Genomic DNA, 16,289 nt, shown 5'->3' with positions numbered 1-16,289 from the left:
TCAGCCTGCCAGGCGGGCCGCCGCGTCGCGGCAGGCGCGCCAGGCGTCGGTCGACGGGTCGATGACGGCGAAGTGGTCGACGCCGGGCAGGGTGACCAGCTCGTCGCCGGACGCCGCGGTGAACCGCTCGCTCTGCCGGATCGGCACGTTGCGGTCGTCGGTGCCGTGCACGCACACGACCGGCACCCCGAGGGGCACCCGCTCCACCGGTGACGCCAGCGCGTACCGGTCGGGGACCTGCTCGGGCGTCCCGCCCACCAGGTCGGTCACCGCCGAGCCCCCGACGCCCTCGCGCACCGCGTCGACCAGGTCGAGCACCCCCGCCTGGCTGACGGCGCCGCGCAGCCGCACCCGCGGCCCGGCCCCGGGCGCCCCGGCGGGCAGGCCGGGCCGGGCCGCGAGCCACGCGGCGAGGTGACCGCCCGCGGAGTGCCCGACGGCGACGACCCGACTCAGGTCGAGCCGGGGATCCGCGTCCGCCAGGCGGTCCAGCGCGGCCGCGGCGTCGTCGAAGGTCGCCGTCCAGCCGCCACCGCCGCCCACGCGGCGGTACTCGACGTTCCAGGCGGCGAACCCCTGGTTCGCCAGGTCCACCGCGAGCGGGCGGCCCAGCTCCGCACCGAAGGAGCTGCGCCAGAACCCGCCGTGCACCACCATCACGACCGGGACCGGACCGTCGCCGGCGGGCAGCGTCAGCTCCCCGAACTGGCTGGGGTCGGGGCCGTAGTCCAGGCGCACCGGCCCCCCGGTGCCCGCGGCCGGGCGGGGCCCCGCCGCGCACGCGGCGAGCACCGCGGCGGGGAGGGTCAGCAGGAGGCGCGACAGCGCGCGGCGGGACACGGGTCCGATCATGGCAGGCGTTCGCGGTCGCGCGGTGCCCAGTTCGGGCGGCCATGGTTGCCACGCCGCGGTGGACGTGGGGGGACACCCACCGCGGCGTGGCTCCGCCGGGCGAGGGGGGACCCCCCGGCGGCCCACGGGTGCGAACACCCGCGTCTGCGGGCCGGGCGCGCACGGCGCCCGGGACGCGGCAGACCTTAGCCCGCCGGGCCCGGCGCGCCACAGCCCCTGACCCGGATGGCGGGCGTGGCGTCGGCGTGTCGAACCGTCCGGATCAGCCCGGGTGGAGAGGGGTCCAGCGCCCGGTCAGGACGCCGAGCGCGCCCAGGGCCACCGCGGCGGCGGTCGACGCGCGCAGCACCTGCGGGCCCAGCCGCACCGGGCGGGCACCGGCCGCGACCAGCGCGTCGAGCTCCTCGTCGCTGATCCCGCCCTCCGGGCCGACGACGAGCAGCACGTCCCCGGCGGTGGGGAGCGGGACCGACGCGAGCGCGTCCGGGGCGGACTCGTGCAGCACCAGCGTGCAGGCGGTCTGCGCGACGCGGCGGGCGAGCGCGGGCGTGCCCACCGGGTCCTCGACGACGGGCAGCCACGACCGCCGGGCCTGCTTCGCCGCCTCCCGCGCCGTGCTGCGCCAGCGCGCGAGCGCCTTGTCACCGCGCGGGCCGTCCTCCCAGCGGGCGACGCAGCGGGCCGCGCGCCAGGGCAGCACGCCGTCGACCCCCGCCTCGGTGGCCAGCTCGACGGCCAGCTCGCCGCGGTCGCCCTTCACCAGTGCCTGCGCGAGCAGCACCCGTGGCTCCGGTGGCGCGACGGCGGTGCGCCCGGTGATCCGCACGTCGACGCGGTCCCGGCCCACCCCGTCGACGACACCGTGGGCCAGCCCGCCGACCCCGTCGGCCAGCTGCACCACCTCGCCGACCCGCATCCGCTTCACGGTGGCGGCGTGGCGGCCCTCGGCGCCGTCGAGGACGGCGATCCCCCCGTCCGGCAGCGCGTCGATCAGGTAGAGCGGGGCGGTGCCCACCTCACCGGCCGAACGAGTCGCGCAGCCGCCCGAACAGGCCGTGGCCGTTGCGCCCCGACCCGACGCCGGGCTGCTCCTCGCCGCGCAGCGCGGCGAGCTGACGCAGCAGCTCGGTCTGCTCCTTGGTGAGGTTGGTCGGCACCTCGACGTCGACGTGCACCATCAGGTCGCCGTGCCCGTCGACGCGGCCCGTGGAGCGCAGCCGGGGCATGCCCTTGCCGCGCAGCGTGCGCACCGCACCGGTCTGGGTGCCGGGCTCGATGGTGATCTCGTGGGTGCCGTCGAGGGTGGGCAGCGGCAGGGCGGTGCCCAGCGCGGCCGCGGTCATCGGGAGCTTGACGGTGCAGTGCAGGTCGGCGCCGTCGCGGGTGAACAGCTCGTGCGGCTCCTCCTCGACCTCGACGTACAGGTCGCCCGCGGGCCCGCCGCCCGAGCCGACCTCACCCTGCCCGGACAGGCGCACGCGCATCCCGTCGGCCACCCCGGCCGGGATGCGGACGCCGACCGTGCGCCGCGAGCGCACCCGGCCGTCGCCGCCGCACTGGTGGCAGGGGTCGGGGATGACCTCGCCGAAGCCGCGGCAGTTCGGGCACACCCGCGAGGTGACGACCTGGCCGAGGAACGAGCGCTGCACGCTCTGGACCTCGCCGCGCCCGGCGCAGATGTCGCAACGGGTGGGCGAGCTGCCCGGCGAGCAGCCCGAACCGGTGCACTCGGTGCACAGCACGGCGGTGTCGACGGCGAGGTCGCGGGTCACGCCGACCGCGCACTCCTCCAGCGTGAGCTGCATGCGGATCAGCGCGTCGGCGCCGGGCTGGACCCGGCTGCGCGGTCCGCGGCCCCGGCCGGCCGCGCCGCCCTGGCCGCCGAAGAAGGCGTCCATGATGTCGCCGAAGCCGAAGGCCCCGAAGTCACCGCCGCCGCCCCCGGCCGCGCCGTTGCCGAGCGGGTCGCCGCCCAGGTCGACGATCCGGCGCTTCTCCGGGTCGGACAGCACCTCGTAGGCCGCACCGACCTCGGCGAAGCGCTCCTGCGCCCCCGGGTCCGGGTTGACGTCGGGGTGCAGCTCGCGGGCCAGCTTGCGGTAGGCCCGCTTGATCTCGTCGGCTCCGGCGTCGCTCGAGACACCCAGAATCCCGTAGTAGTCCCGTGCCACGTGCGTGTTCCCCATGGTCCTTCTCGATCGGTCGTGCCCAGCAACGAACGGATTAGCGTCCCGCCAGGATCTCACCCACGTACCGGGCGACGGCATGCACCGCCGCGATACCGCCCGGGTAGTCCATCCGGGTGGGCCCGACGACACCCATCCCACCCAACACGGTGCCCGATCCGTAGCCGATGGACAGCACGGAGGTGTCGCGCATCTCCTCGGCCTCGTTCTCCTCGCCGATGCGGACGGTGACGGTGCCCGGGTCCTGCGCGGCGGCGAGCAGCTTGAGGACGACGACCTGCTCCTCCAGCGCCTCCAGGACGGTGCGCAGGGAGCCGGGGAAGTCGGCGACGTTGCGGGTGAGGTTGCCGGTGCCGCCGAGCACCAGGCGCTCCTCGGGGTGCTCGACGAGGGTCTCGATGAGCACCGTCGCGATGGTGGTGACGACCTCGCGCAGCTCGGCGGGGGCGCTGGCGGGCAGGTCGGCCACGGCGACCGACGCCGCGGCCAGCGGCCGCCCGTTCAGCGACGCCCCGAGCAGCGCGCGGATGCGCGCCACGTCGTCGTCGGTGAGGACCTGGCCCAGGTCGACGACCCGCTGGTCGACGCGACCGGAGTCGGTGATCAGCACCAGCATGAGCCGGGCCGGGGTGAGCGAGACCACCTCGCAGTGGCGCACCGTGGAGCGGGTCAGCGTCGGGTACTGCACGACGGCGACCTGGCGGGTGAGCTGGGCGAGCAGCCGCACGCTGCGGCGCATCACGTCGTCGAGGTCGACGGCGCCGTCGAGGAACGCGGTGACGGCGCGGCGCTCGGCCACGCTCAGCGGCTTCACCTGCGCCAACCGGTCGACGAACATCCGGTAGCCCTTGTCGGTGGGCACCCGGCCGGCACTGGTGTGGGGCTGGGCGATCAGCCCGTCCTCCTCCAGCACGGCCATGTCGTTGCGCACCGTGGCGCTGGACACACCGAGGTTGTGCCGCTCCACGATCATCTTCGAGCCGACCGGCTCCTGCGTGGAGACGTAGTCGGCGACGATCGCCCGCAGCACCGCGAACCGCCGTTCGTCGGCGTTCATCTCCGGCCCCCGTCCATCGCCCCATTCTACGGGGCAGGATGGCCGGCGTGCTGATCCGCAGACCGGTGCTCGACGCCATCGCGGCGGGCACCGTCACGTGCGCGTTCCGCCGGTGGTCCGCCCCGCGGGTGCGGCCGGGCACGATGCTGCGCACCGCCGTGGGGGTGCTGGAGATCGTCTCGGTCGAGCCGGTGGCGGCGAGCCGGCTCACCGCCGCCGACGCCCGCAGCGCCGGTTACGCGACGCTGGCCGCGCTCCGGGCCGAGAACGCCCGCCGCGAGGGCACGCTCTACCGCGTCACGCTGCGCCCGGCCGGGCCCGACCCGCGCATCGCACTGCGCGAGTCCGCCGACCTGTCCGCGGACGACCGCGCGGCGCTCACCGCCCGGCTGGCCCGGATGGACCGGCGCACGCCGTGGACCGCCGCCGTGCTCGCCCTGATCGCGGAGCACCCCGGCGTCCGGGCCCCGGACCTCGCCGCGCGGCTGGGCCGCGAGACCGCCCCGTTCAAGCGCGACGTCCGCAAGCTCAAGGAGCTGGGGCTGACCGAGAGCCTGGAGGTCGGCTACCGCCTCTCGCCGCGAGGCCGTGCGTACCTGCACCCACCGGGGTAGGGCGGTTCAGCCGAACCGCCCGCCGCTCACACCGGCGCCGCGGCCAGCAGCGCGTGCGCCACGCCGTCGGCCAGCAGCCTGCCGCGGCGGGTGAGCACGGCCACGCCCCCGTCGACGTCGAGCAGCCCGTCGGCCGTAGCCCGCGCCGCGGCCGCGCAGCCCGCGTCGTCGAGCAGGTCCAGCGGCAGACCGGAGCGCAGCCGCAGCCGCAGCATCACCCGCTCGGTGTGCCGCTCGGCGGCGGTCAGCTCCTCACGACCGGCCTCCGCGGACCCCGCGGCCACCGCCGTGGCGTAGCGCGCGGGGTGCTTGACGTTCCACCAGCGGGCCCCCGCCAGGTGGGAGTGCGCGCCGGGCCCCAGGCCCCACCAGTCGCCGTCGAGCCAGTAGCCGAGGTTGTGCCGGCAGCGGGCGGCGTCGTCCGCGGCCCAGTTCGAGACCTCGTACCAGCCCAGGCCGGCGGCGGAGAGCCGGTCGTCGATCAGCTCGTAGCGGGCGGCCGCGACGTCGTCGTCGGGGGCGGGGAGCTCGCCGCGGGCCACGCGGCGGGCCAGCGCGGTGCCGTTCTCGACGATCAGCGCGTAGGCCGACACGTGGTCGACCCCGGCGTCGAGCACGGCGTCCAGGGAGGCCGCCAGGTCGTCCTCGGTCTCGCCGGGGGTGGCGTAGATCAGGTCCAGGTTGACGTGCCCGAGCCCGGCCGCGCGCGCCTCCCGCGCGGCCTCGACGGCGCGGCCGGGGGTGTGCCTGCGGTCGAGCACGCGCAGGACGTGCGGCGCCGCGGACTGCATGCCCAGCGACACCCGGGTGAACCCGGCCTCGACCAGTCCCGTGAAGAACTCCGGCGACGTCGACTCCGGGTTGGACTCGGTGGTGACCTCGGCGCCCGGCGCCAGCCCGAACGTCGACCGGACCGCGCCCAGCACCTCGCCGAGCCGCGCGGCCCCCAGCAGCGACGGGGTGCCGCCGCCGACGAACACGGTGTCGACGGCCCGCTCCCCCACGACCGCCGCGGCGATGTCCAGCTCGCGGCGCACGGCGTCGAGCCAGCCGTCCGGGGACGCGCCGCTGCCGTCGAGCTCGGAGGCGGTGTAGGTGTTGAAGTCGCAGTAGCCGCAGCGCGCCGCACAGAACGGCACGTGGACGTAGATCCCGAACGGAGGCGGCACGACATCCCAGTCTGCCAGCCCGGGGACGCGGCTCGGGTGCCGCATGGAGTTCGCCGGGGGGCGGGCGGGGTCTAGGGCGAGTCACGTCCCTGCGCCCGCCACGCGCTGGGCGACATGCCGTAGGCGGTGCGGAACGCGCGGCTGAACGCGGCCAGGTCGGTGAAGCCCCAGTGCCGGGAGACCTCGGTGATCGAGCGGGTGCTGCGCGGGTCGCGCAGCTCGCGGCGGCAGCGCTCCAGGCGCATCCGCTGGATCTGCTGGGCGACGGTGCCGCCCCGGTGCGCGAAGAGCCGGTGCAGGTGCCGGGTGGAGACGAAGTGGGCCGCGGCGATGCCGGTGGGACCCAGGTCGGGGTCGGCGAGGTGCTCGGCGATGTGGGCGTCGATCCGGCGGAGCAGGTCGTCGGCGGCGCGGGTGGGCGCGGGCGGGCGCACCTGCTCCCCCGCGACGGTGGTGACGAGCTCGGCCACCTCGTCGGCCAGCCGGACCGCACCGGCCGCGGAGAGTTCGGGCGGGGCCGCGACCAGGACGCGCAGCATCCGTCCGACGATCGCACCGAGTCCGTCGCGCCCGGTCAGCGCGCGGGCCGTCAGCTGCCGGGACGCCGTGTCGTCCAGGGCGATGCTGGCCCGCGGCCAGGTGAACACCAGCAGCTCCCAGTCGTCGGTCATCCCCCAGTGGAACGGCCGGTCGGTCTCGTACACGGCGAAGTCACCGGGCCCCAGCACGGCGTCGCGGCCGTCCTGGACGACCCGGGCCGCACCCGAGGCGACCAGACCGACCTGCAGGTAGTCGTCGGGGAGCCGACGGACCAGACCCGGGGTGCGCCGGAAGCCCTGCGGCCCGGAGACGACGGACGCGACGCGCAGGTGCCCCAGCTCGGTGCACCGGACCGAGCCCCGGAACCGGTCCCGCCGGTCGGCGTCGATGTCGAGGGCGACGAAGTGGTCGCGGATCAGGTCGCGCCACACGTCCAGGCGGTCGGTGGTCGTGGGTGGTGAGCCCATGTGCACCTCAGCTGTTCGGGATGACGTCCGACAGTAGGGAGGCCATCGGACCGGGGTCAACGGCCGCGTCGATGTGTCACGCACCGACAACACGTTCGTCACGCAGCGCCAAACCGGGGCGCCCGGGACGTCGCAGGATGCTGTGATGACCGCGATCGAGGACATCCCCCTCACCGACGTCACCACCACCGTGCGCGCCGCCTGCCCGCACGACTGCCCGGACACCTGCGCGATGCTGGTGACCGTGGCCGACGGGAAGGCCGTGGAGGTCCGCGGCGACCCCGACCACCCGTTCACCCGCGGCGGGCTCTGCGTCAAGGTCAACAACTACCCGGAGAAGACCTACAGCCCCGACCGGGTGCTGCACCCGCTGCGCCGCACCGGCCCCAAGGGCAGCGGCCGGTTCGAGCGGATCACCTGGGACGAGGCGCTCACCGAGATCGCCGACCGCTTCCGCGCGACGATCGACTCCCACGGCCCCGAGTCGATCATGCCGGTGAGCTACCTGGGCACCCAGGGGATCCTCAACGGCCTGTCGGTCGGCGACCCGTTCTTCCACCGCCTCGGCGCGACGGTCACCGAGCGCACCTACTGCGACTCCGGCTCCTGCACCGCCTACTCGATGACGATCGGCGCCACCGCGGGCGTCGCCCCGGAGAGCCTCGTGCACTCCCGCTACATCATCATCTGGGCCTGCAACATGATCTCCACGAACCTGCACCTGTGGCCGTTCGTCGCCGAGGCGCAGAAGCGCGGCGCGAAGGTCGTGGTGATCGACCCGATGCGCCACCGCACCGCCAAGGCCGCCGACTGGCACATCCCGATCCGGCCCGGCACCGACGGTGCGCTCGCGCTGGCGATGATGCACGTGATCATCACCGAGGGGCTGACGGACGAGGCCTACGTCCGCGACCACACCGTCGGCTACGACGAGCTCGTCGAGCGGGTGCGGGACCGCACCCCCGAGTGGGCGGCGGAGCAGACCGGCATCCCGGCCGAGGACATCCGCACCCTGGCGCGGGAGTACGCGACGTCGTCGCCGTCGATGATCCGGATCGGCGTCGCGATCGAGCGGCACGCGGGCGGCGGCCAGACCGTCCGCGCGATCTCCTGCCTGCCCGCGCTCGTCGGCGCGTGGCGCGAGGTCGGCGGCGGGCTGCTGCAGCTGCCGCTGTGGGCGCACCCGGTGAACTGGGGCGCGCTGATCCACCCCGAGCTGCAGAAGACGGGCACGCGGGTCGTCAACCAGTACCTGCTCGGCCGCGCGCTCACCGGCGAGATGGAGCTCGACCCGCCGGTCAACGCGCTGATGGTCTACAACTCCAACCCGCTCGTCGTCTGCCCCGAGCAGGACAAGATGGCCGCCGGGCTGGCGCGGGAGGACCTGTTCACCGTGGTCAGCGACCACGTGCTGACCGACACCGCGCGCTACGCCGACATCGTGCTGCCCGCGACCACCCAGCTCGAGCAGCACGACATCATGTTCAGCTGGGGCCACTTCTACATCACGCTCAACACCCCGGCGGTCGCGCCGGAGGGCGAGGCCGTCTCCAACACCGAGCTGTTCCGCAGGCTCTCGACGGCGATGGGCTTCACCGACCCGTGCCTGCACCGCACCGACGAGGAGATCCTCGCCGAGTCCTACGACTGGTCGGCCCCGCAGATGGCGGGCATCACGCTGGAGTCGCTGCGCGAGACCGGCTGGGCGCGGCTGAACCTGCCCTCCCCCGACGAGTACGCCCCGCACGCCGAGGGGAACTTCCCGACGCCGTCGGGGAAGACCGAGTTCCGGTCCTCGATCGAGAACAACTTCGTCGTGCCGCTGTTCCGGCAGCTCTCCAACGACCACCAGCCCGGTCAGCCGGTCGACCCGCTGCCGCACTACATCCCGCCGCGGGAGACCGCCGACACCGGCTACCGGCTCAACCTGATCTCGCCGAAGTCGCACGCCTACGTCAACTCCAGCGCGGGCGACCAGGACAAGCAGAAGCGCGTGCAGGGCGAGCAGAAGGTGGTCCTGCACCCGCAGGACGCCCAGGAGCGGGGCATCACCAGCGGGCAGTACGTGCGGGTGTTCAACGACCGCGGCCAGTTCGTCGCGCTCGCGGAGGTCAGCGAGGACATCGCGCCGGGCGTGGCGATGTCGCCGATGGGGACCTGGCGCAAGAACGCGAAGGACGACTCGACGGTCAACGCCGTCAACCCGTTCCGGTTCGCCGACCTGGGCAACGCGCCGACGTTCTCCGACACCCGCGTCGAGGTCGAGGTCGTCTGATGGGGGGCCACGCCCCGTTCTCGGTGGGCGCGGCCACCGCGCTCTGGCGGGCGGCGCTGACCGTGGACGTCCTCGGGGCGGAGACCGTCCCGCTGCCGGACGCGGCGGGACGGGTCCTGGCCGCGCCGGTGCGGGCGCGGGTGTCGGTGCCGGCCGTGCCGTCCGCCGCGATGGACGGCATCGCGGTGCTCGCCGGGCCGTCGACGGTGCTCGCCGCGGGCGCCTACGACGTCGTCGACACCGGCGACCCGCTGCCGGCCGGGCGCGACGCCGTCGTCATGCGCGAGCACCTGCGCCACCGCCCCGACGGGTCGGTGCGGCTGCGCGACCCCGCCCGGCCCGGGCAGCACGTCCGGCCGGTCGGGGAGTCGGTGCGGTGCGGGGAGGAGCTGGTGGCCGCGGGGCGGGTGCTGCGGCCCGCCGACCTGGCCGTCGCCGCGGCGGGCGGGCACCGCACCCTCGACGTGCGGCGCCGCCCGCGCGTCGCGATCGTCCCCACCGGCGACGAGGTGCGCCCTCTGGGCACCGACCTCGCCCCCGGCGAGCTGCTCGACACCAACTCCCTGTTCCTCGGTGCGACGCTGCGCGGGCTCGGCGCCACCGTGCACGTCACCCCGATCCGGCCCGACGACCCGGCCGTGATCGCCGCGACGGTGCGCGCGGCCGCCGTCGACGCCGATCTCGTGCTGGTGCTGGCCGGGTCGAGCGCGGGCCGCGACGACCACACCGCGTCCGTGCTGCGCGGGCTGGGCACCGTGGTGGTGCAGGGCGTGGCGGTGCGGCCCGGGCACCCGGTGCTGCTCGGCGCGCTGTCCGGCCCGCCGCCGGTCCCGGTGGTGGGGGTGCCCGGCTACCCGGTGTCGGCGGCGGTGGCGCTGGAGCTGTTCGTCGTGCCGCTGCTGGCCGACCTGCAGGGTCGGGCCACGGTGCCGCCGCTCTCCGTACAGGCGCGGCTCACCGAAGCGGTGTCCGGACGTGCGGGGGTCGAGGAGTACCTGCTGGTCACCCTGCCCGGGGACGGGACGGCCCGCCCGCTGCCCCGCGGGGCGGGGGCGCACGCCGCACTGGCCCGCGCCGACGGCGTGCTGCGGCTCGGCCCCTCGTCGGGCGGCCACGCGGCCGGGGAGACGGTGCCGGTGCTGCTCGTCGACGCCCCCGGGTGGGGCGGTCCCGGGGTCGCCGCGGAGCGTCGCGCGGCGGGGTGAGGCGGTCCGCCCCGGGAGAACCCGTGTGAATCGTCTCCCAGCATGCGGGCGCGGATGGATCGTGGACCGGACAGGTGGCACTCTGGTCACCGTGACCGTGCCGATGCCCGCCCCGTCCCCCGGGGTCGCCGCGTTGGGCCTGCGCCTCGTCGCCCGGCGGCACGTCGATCTCAGCCGGGTCAGCAGCGCGATCTGTCTCTGACGCGATCTCTCCGCGTCCATCCCGAACCGACTCTCGGCGCACCACCGCCATCGGAGGCACCGCTTTGCCCCCCTCGACCCCTGCAGTCAAGCGCAAGCGCGGAGAGGGCCAGTGGAAGCTGGGCCATCGCGAGCCGCTCAACCCCAACGAGCGCACCAAGAAGGACGACGACGGGCTCAACGTCCGGGCGCGCATCGAGAACGTCTACAGCAAGCGCGGGTTCGACTCGATCGACCCGGCCGACCTGCGCGGGCGGATGCGCTGGTGGGGCCTCTACACCCAGCGCCGCCCCGGGATCGACGGCGGGCGCACCGCCGCGCTGGAGCCCGAGGAGCTCGACGACTCCTACTTCATGCTCCGCGTCCGGCTCGACGGCGGCGCGCTCACCACCGAGCAGCTGCGCGCGCTGGGTGGGATCAGCCAGACCTACGCCCGCGACACCGCCGACGTCACCGACCGGCAGAACATCCAGTACCACTGGATCGACATCGTCGACATGCCGGCGATCTGGGCGAAGCTCGAGGGTCTGGGCATGCTCACCACCGAGGCCTGCGGCGACACCCCGCGCGTCGTGCTCGGCTCCCCGGTCGCCGGGGTCTCCGCCGACGAGGTCCTCGACCCCACCCCGGCCATCGACGCGATCGTCGACCGGTACGTCGGGGACCCGAAGTTCTCCAACCTGCCCCGCAAGTTCAAGTCGGCGATCTCGTGGCAGCAGGACGTCGCCCACGAGATCAACGACGTGTCGTTCATCGGCTCGGTGCACCCCGAGCACGGCCCCGGCTTCGACGTGTGGGTCGGCGGCGGGCTCTCGACCAACCCGAAGATCGCGCAGCGCCTCGGCGCGTGGGTGCCGCTCGACGAGGTGCCCGACGTGTGGGCCGGGATCATCTCGGTCTTCCGCGACTACGGCTACCGGCGCCTGCGCCACCGCGCCCGCATCAAGTTCCTGGTCGCCGACTGGGGTGCCGCGGAGTTCCGCCGCGTCCTGGAGGACGAGTACCTGGGCCGCAGCCTGATCGACGGCCCCGCGCCCGCCACCCCGGAGCGCCCGATCGACCACGTGGGCGTGCACAGGCAGGTCGACGGCCGCAACTACGTCGGGGTCGCCCCCGCCTCCGGCCGCGTCTCGGGCACCACGCTCGTGGCGCTGGCCGACGCCGTCGAGAAGGCCGGCTCGGGCCGGGTCCGGCTCACCGCCCAGCAGAAGATCGTGGTGCTCGACGTCGCCGACGACCGCGTCGACGCCCTGGTCGCCCGGCTCAACACCCTGGGCCTGCAGGCCGACCCGTCGCCGTGGCGGCGCGCGACGATGGCCTGCACCGGCATCGAGTTCTGCAAGCTCGCGATCGTGGAGACCAAGGAGCGGGCGATCCGGCTGGTCGAGGAGCTGGAGAAGCGCCTGTCCGACGTCGTGCCCGAGCACCCGATCTCCATCCACCTCAACGGGTGCCCCAACTCGTGCGCCCGCACCCAGGTGGCCGACATCGGGCTCAAGGGCCAGATCGTCACCGACACCGACGGCAACCAGGTCGAGGGATTCCAGGTGCACCTGGGCGGCGGGCTGGGGCTCGACTCCGGGTTCGGCCGCAAGCTGCGCGGGCTCAAGGTCACCAGCGCCGAGCTGGGCGACTACGTCGACCGGGTGGTGCGCCGCTTCGCCGCGCAGCGCGAGGGCGACGAGCGCTTCGCGCAGTGGGTGCTGCGCGCGGACGAAGACGACCTGAAATGAGCGAGCGGGCGGTCCCGTTCTACTGCCCGTACTGCGGCGACGAGGACCTGCGGCCCGCGGAGGCCGCGCACGGGGCCTGGTACTGCGGTTCCTGCCTGCGCACGTTCACGCTGAAGATGATCGGGATCGGAGTGCCCTCATGAGCATCGCGACGGAGACCGACCTGCGGGGCGTCGCCGAGCGCGGCGCCGCCGAGCTGGGTCCGGACGCCACGGCGCCACAGCTGCTGGCCTGGGCGGCGCAGACCTTCGGCGACAGGCTGATCGTCGCCTCCAACATGCAGGACGCCGTGCTGGTCGACCTGGCCGCGAAGGCGGTGTCCGATGCTCGGGCCTGCAAGCAGCCCGAGGGCCCCGGCGTCCTCGATGTCTTGTTCCTGGAGACCGGCTACCACTTCGCCGAGACCATCGGCACCCGCGACGCCGTCGAGCACGTCTACGACGTGCGGATCGTCGACGCGCGGGCGCGCCGGACCGTCGCCCAGCAGGACCTCGAGTTCGGCAAGGACCTGTTCGCCCGCGACCCGGGCGCCTGCTGCGGGATGCGCAAGGTCGAGCCGCTGCAGGAGACGCTCGCCGACTACGACGCCTGGGTCACCGGGGTGCGCCGCGTCGAGGCCCCCACCCGGGCGAACACGCCGCTGATCCAGTTCGACGAGAAGTTCGGGCTCGTCAAGATCAACCCGATCGCGCCGTGGAGCGACGCGGACATGGACGCCTACATCGCCGAGCACGGGATCCTGGTCAACCCGCTGGTCGCCGAGGGTTACCCGTCCATCGGCTGCGCCCCGTGCACCGCCAAGCCGGCCCCCGGCGCCGACCCCCGGTCCGGCCGCTGGGCCGGCACCGCCAAGATCGAATGTGGGCTGCACCCGTCATGACGACCCCCGTGCTGGACGCCCTGGACGCCCTCGAGTCCGAGGCGATCCACATCTTCCGCGAGGTCGCGGGCGAGTTCGACCGCCCGGTGATCCTGTTCTCCGGCGGCAAGGACTCCACGCTGCTGGTACACCTGGCGGTCAAGGCCTTCGCGCCCGCGCCGGTGCCGTTCCCGCTGCTGCACGTCGACACCGGGCACAACTACGCCGAGGTCATCGAGTTCCGCGACCGGATCGTCGCCGAGAAGGGGCTGCGGCTGGAGGTGGCGCACGTCCAGGACTGGATCGACGACGGCCGCCTCACCGAGCGCCCCGACGGCACCCGCAACCCGCTGCAGACCGTGCCGCTGCTCGACACGATCGTCGAGAAGCGCCACGACGCGGTCTTCGGCGGCGGCCGCCGTGACGAGGAACGAGCCCGGGCCAAGGAACGGATCATGTCCCTGCGCGACGGCTTCGGCCGCTGGGACCCCCGCAGCCAGCGCCCGGAGCTGTGGAACCTCTACAACGGCCGGCACGCCCCCGGCGAGCACGTCCGGGTGTTCCCGATCTCCAACTGGACCGAGCTCGACGTCTGGCGCTACATCCAGCGCGAGCGCATCGAGCTGCCGTCGATCTACTACTCCCACCGGCGCGAGGTGTTCCGCCGCGACGGGATGTGGCTGGCCGAGGGGCCGTGGGGCGGCCCCCGCGGCACGGAGGTGCTCGAGGAGCGGACGGTCCGCTACCGCACCGTCGGCGACGGCTCGTGCACCGGCGCCGTCGAGTCCACCGCCACCACGCTCGACGAGATCATCGCCGAGGTCACGGCGTCGCGACTCACCGAGCGCGGGGCCACCCGCGCCGACGACCGCCTCTCCGAGGCCGCCATGGAAGACCGCAAGCGCGAGGGGTATTTCTAAGTGAAGACTCAATCGACGGCGCGACCCTGCAAGCAGGTCGCGCTGCTGCGGTTCGCCACGGCGGGCTCCGTCGACGACGGCAAGTCCACCCTCGTCGGGCGCCTGCTCTACGACACCAAGTCGGTGCTGGCCGACCAGATCGAGGCCGTGCAGCGCGCCTCGGTCGACCGGGGCCTGGCCACGCCCGACCTGTCGCTGCTGGTCGACGGCCTGCGCGCCGAGCGCGAGCAGGGCATCACCATCGACGTGGCCTACCGCTACTTCTCCACGCCCACGCGCGAGTTCGTGCTGGCCGACACCCCCGGCCACGTGCAGTACACGCGCAACACCGTCACCGGCGCGTCCACCGCCGAGCTGGCCGTGCTGCTGGTCGACGCCCGGCACGGGGTGGTCGAGCAGACCCGCCGGCACGCGGCGGTGCTCGCGCTGCTGCGCGTGCCGCGGCTGGTGCTGTGCATCAACAAGATCGACCTCGTGGGCTACGACGAGGCCGTGCTCACCGCGATCGGCAAGGACTTCGCCGAGCTCGCCCGTTCGCTGGGCTTCGAGTCCGTCGTGACGATCCCGGTCTCCGCCCTCGTCGGCGACAACGTCGTCGAGCGCTCCGCGCACACCCCCTGGTACGACGGGCCGACGCTGCTCGGGCACCTGGAGTCGGTGCCGGTCACCCCGCCGGAGGCGGACGCGCCGTTCCGGATGCCGGTGCAGTACGTCATCCGCGAGCACGCGAGCGACTACCGCGGCTACGCGGGCCAGGTCGCCTCGGGCACCGTGCGCCCCGGCGACGAGGTCGTCGTCCTGCCCGGCGGCACCCGCACCACGGTCACCGGCGTCGACACCGCCGACGGCCCGCTGGAGCAGGCGGGCGCCGGGCGCAGCGTCACGATCCGGCTGGCCGACGACATCGACATCGCCCGCGGCGACGTCCTGGCCGCGGCGGGCACGCCGCCGCGCGTCACGAACGAGCTGGACGCCACGCTGTGCTGGCTCTCGGACAAGGCGCTGCGCCCCGGGGCGCGGCTGCTGCTCAAGCACGGGGCGCGCACCACGCAGGTGATCGTCGGGGTGCTGGGCGACCGGCTCGACACCGACACGGTGTCCTGGGCCGACGCCCCCGAGCAGCTGGCGATCAACGACATCGCCCGGGTGTCGCTGCGCACCGCCGACCCGCTGCCGGTCGACGACTACGCCGACATCCGCGCCACCGGCAGCTTCCTGCTCATCGACCCGCCCACCGGCAACACCCTGGCGGCGGGCCTGGTCGGCACGCCGCTCACGCTGGCCGGCTGACCGGTGTCCGCGGGCCCCGCACTCGTCGCCGTCGCCCACGGGAGCCGGGACCCGCGGTCCGCGGCGACCGTGACGGCGCTGATGGACCTCGTGCGCCGGCTGCGTCCCGGCCTCGACGTGCGGGTGGCCTTCCTGGACCTGTCCGCCCCGCGGCTGCCCGACGTCCTGGCCGCCGTCGACGCCACGCACGACCGCGCCGTCGTGGTGCCGCTGCTGCTCGGCCACGCCTTCCACGCCCGCGTCGACGTCCCGGGCGCCGTCGTTCAGGCCGCCCAACGCCATCCCGGCCTCGCCATCCGCACCGCCGCGGTGCTGGGCGGCCATCCCCGGCTGGAGGACGCGGCGCTGCGCCGCCTGGCCGCCGTCGCCGGCCCGCTCGACGACCCCGGCCTCGGCGTCGTGGTGGCCGCGATCGGCTCGTCGCACGCGCCCGCCAACGCGGCCGTGCAGCGGATCGCCGCGGGCTGGGCCGCCCGGTCCGGCTGGGCGGGGGCGTGCGCCGCGTTCGCCACCGCGGCCGGGCCCACCGTGCCCGAGGCCGTCGCCACCCTGCGAGCGGCCGGCGCGCGCCGGGTCGCGGTGGCGCCGTGGATCCTCGCGCCGGGCCTGCTGCCGGACCGGATCGCCCGTGACGCCCGCGCCGCGGGCGCGGTGGTCGCCGCACCGCTGGGCGCGGACACCGGGGTGGCCGCCACCGTCCTGGCCCGCTACGACGCGGTCGCCGGTACGGACATTTGCGCGGTTTCCCGATCTGCGGACGTCCGGTTGTCGTCCACCGGATGAGTCCGGACGATGGGGGCGTGACGACGGCCGGGTACGAGATCGCGCGTCCGGTCGACGCGACCGGTGGCCTGCGCCCCGATCTCGAGGAGTTCTGGCCCTCGCGCCGCGGCCACGCCTACGACGAGTTCTGTCGCTGAC

General features: G+C 74.7%; 16 protein-coding genes. 10 read left to right on the top strand and 6 right to left on the bottom strand.

Annotated elements, in window-relative coordinates:
* The 4 genes from PHY01_RS08890 to hrcA all read right to left on the bottom strand — a co-directional run bounded on the left by PHY01_RS08890 (position 1) and on the right by hrcA (position 4,095).
* A complete protein-coding gene (locus PHY01_RS08890) occupies positions 1-852 on the bottom strand; it encodes an alpha/beta hydrolase family protein (protein ID WP_141278074.1) in 852 nt (283 codons plus the stop codon).
* Between the two features lie 262 nt (positions 853-1,114).
* Complete coding sequence (locus PHY01_RS08885) at positions 1,115-1,867, bottom strand: 16S rRNA (uracil(1498)-N(3))-methyltransferase (RefSeq protein WP_141278073.1); 753 nt, start codon at positions 1,865-1,867, stop codon at positions 1,115-1,117.
* Position 1,868: 1 nt separating this feature from the next.
* The gene (gene dnaJ / locus PHY01_RS08880; protein WP_141278072.1) at positions 1,869-3,023 is read right to left on the bottom strand and encodes a molecular chaperone DnaJ; all 1,155 of its coding nucleotides are present in this window, start codon (positions 3,021-3,023) and stop codon (positions 1,869-1,871) included.
* Positions 3,024-3,075: 52 nt separating this feature from the next.
* A complete protein-coding gene (hrcA, locus tag PHY01_RS08875) occupies positions 3,076-4,095 on the bottom strand; it encodes a heat-inducible transcriptional repressor HrcA (protein WP_141278071.1) in 1,020 nt (339 codons plus the stop codon).
* Between the two features lie 47 nt (positions 4,096-4,142).
* Between hrcA and PHY01_RS08870 the strand changes: the two genes are divergently transcribed.
* A complete protein-coding gene (locus tag PHY01_RS08870) occupies positions 4,143-4,709 on the top strand; it encodes an ASCH domain-containing protein (protein WP_141278070.1) in 567 nt (188 codons plus the stop codon).
* A 26-nt stretch (positions 4,710-4,735) separates the two neighbouring features.
* Here PHY01_RS08870 and hemW read toward each other — a convergent pair whose 3' ends face one another.
* Both hemW and PHY01_RS08860 read right to left on the bottom strand, forming a co-directional pair.
* Positions 4,736-5,923: a radical SAM family heme chaperone HemW gene (gene hemW, locus PHY01_RS08865; protein WP_141278069.1), complete on the bottom strand. Its 1,188-nt coding sequence runs from the start codon at positions 5,921-5,923 to the stop codon at positions 4,736-4,738.
* A gap of 26 nt (positions 5,924-5,949) precedes the next feature.
* Positions 5,950-6,885: an AraC-like ligand-binding domain-containing protein gene (locus tag PHY01_RS08860; protein ID WP_170183722.1), complete on the bottom strand. Its 936-nt coding sequence runs from the start codon at positions 6,883-6,885 to the stop codon at positions 5,950-5,952.
* 145 nt (positions 6,886-7,030) lie between these two features.
* On the opposite strand from PHY01_RS08860, the gene PHY01_RS08855 reads away from it, so the two are divergent.
* The 9 genes from PHY01_RS08855 (at position 7,031) to PHY01_RS08825 (ending at position 16,151) form a co-directional block, all read left to right on the top strand.
* On the top strand, positions 7,031-9,160 hold the full coding sequence (locus tag PHY01_RS08855; protein ID WP_141278067.1) for a molybdopterin-containing oxidoreductase family protein: 2,130 nt from the start codon (positions 7,031-7,033) through the stop codon (positions 9,158-9,160).
* Positions 9,160-10,365, top strand: coding sequence for a molybdopterin molybdotransferase MoeA (locus PHY01_RS08850; RefSeq protein ID WP_141278066.1), 1,206 nt, complete (start codon positions 9,160-9,162; stop codon positions 10,363-10,365). The genes PHY01_RS08855 and PHY01_RS08850 overlap by 1 nt, the downstream gene beginning before the upstream one ends.
* 91 nt (positions 10,366-10,456) lie before the next feature.
* Entirely contained in the window at positions 10,457-10,567 is a 111-nt protein-coding gene (locus tag PHY01_RS28195; RefSeq protein WP_344252838.1) for a putative leader peptide, read from the top strand.
* A gap of 64 nt (positions 10,568-10,631) precedes the next feature.
* Positions 10,632-12,299: a nitrite/sulfite reductase gene (locus PHY01_RS08845; protein ID WP_141278065.1), complete on the top strand. Its 1,668-nt coding sequence runs from the start codon at positions 10,632-10,634 to the stop codon at positions 12,297-12,299.
* Positions 12,296-12,442: a PDDEXK family nuclease gene (locus PHY01_RS26355; RefSeq protein WP_170183721.1), complete on the top strand. Its 147-nt coding sequence runs from the start codon at positions 12,296-12,298 to the stop codon at positions 12,440-12,442. Before PHY01_RS08845 ends, PHY01_RS26355 begins: the two co-directional genes overlap by 4 nt.
* Entirely contained in the window at positions 12,439-13,179 is a 741-nt protein-coding gene (locus PHY01_RS08840) for a phosphoadenylyl-sulfate reductase (RefSeq protein ID WP_141278064.1), read from the top strand. The genes PHY01_RS26355 and PHY01_RS08840 overlap by 4 nt, the downstream gene beginning before the upstream one ends.
* Complete coding sequence (gene cysD, locus PHY01_RS08835; protein ID WP_246085789.1) at positions 13,176-14,078, top strand: sulfate adenylyltransferase subunit CysD; 903 nt, start codon at positions 13,176-13,178, stop codon at positions 14,076-14,078. The genes PHY01_RS08840 and cysD overlap by 4 nt, the downstream gene beginning before the upstream one ends.
* Positions 14,079-15,368, top strand: a complete 1,290-nt coding sequence (locus PHY01_RS08830; RefSeq protein ID WP_141278062.1) for a sulfate adenylyltransferase subunit 1 — start codon at positions 14,079-14,081, stop codon at positions 15,366-15,368. It begins immediately after the preceding gene.
* 3 nt (positions 15,369-15,371) lie between these two features.
* Positions 15,372-16,151 (top strand): sirohydrochlorin chelatase, encoded by a 780-nt coding sequence (locus PHY01_RS08825; protein WP_281283609.1) that lies wholly within the window; start codon positions 15,372-15,374, stop codon positions 16,149-16,151.
* The last annotated feature ends 138 nt before the right edge of the window (positions 16,152-16,289 follow it).

This window comes from Pseudonocardia hydrocarbonoxydans (genome assembly GCF_006539565.1).
Taxonomy (GTDB): Bacteria; Actinomycetota; Actinomycetes; order Mycobacteriales; family Pseudonocardiaceae; genus Pseudonocardia; species Pseudonocardia hydrocarbonoxydans.
Note: the sequence above shows the minus strand (reverse complement) of the source record. Positions and strands in the feature narration are given on the sequence as shown.

What these genes read in the sequence shown, in the direction of transcription:
- PHY01_RS26355 (WP_170183721.1), top strand. Translation starts at nt 12,296, where the DNA reads ATGAGCGAGCGGGCGGTCCCGTTCTACTGCCCGTACTGCGGCGACGAG.
- PHY01_RS08850 (WP_141278066.1), top strand. Translation starts at nt 9,160, where the DNA reads ATGGGGGGCCACGCCCCGTTCTCGGTGGGCGCGGCCACCGCGCTCTGG.
- cysD (WP_246085789.1), top strand. Translation starts at nt 13,176, where the DNA reads ATGACGACCCCCGTGCTGGACGCCCTGGACGCCCTCGAGTCCGAGGCG.
- hrcA (WP_141278071.1), bottom strand. Translation starts at nt 4,095, where the DNA reads ATGAACGCCGACGAACGGCGGTTCGCGGTGCTGCGGGCGATCGTCGCC.
- PHY01_RS08855 (WP_141278067.1), top strand. Translation starts at nt 7,031, where the DNA reads ATGACCGCGATCGAGGACATCCCCCTCACCGACGTCACCACCACCGTG.
- PHY01_RS08860 (WP_170183722.1), bottom strand. Translation starts at nt 6,885, where the DNA reads ATGGGCTCACCACCCACGACCACCGACCGCCTGGACGTGTGGCGCGAC.
- PHY01_RS08890 (WP_141278074.1), bottom strand. Translation starts at nt 852, where the DNA reads ATGATCGGACCCGTGTCCCGCCGCGCGCTGTCGCGCCTCCTGCTGACC.
- PHY01_RS08840 (WP_141278064.1), top strand. Translation starts at nt 12,439, where the DNA reads ATGAGCATCGCGACGGAGACCGACCTGCGGGGCGTCGCCGAGCGCGGC.
- hemW (WP_141278069.1), bottom strand. Translation starts at nt 5,923, where the DNA reads ATGCGGCACCCGAGCCGCGTCCCCGGGCTGGCAGACTGGGATGTCGTG.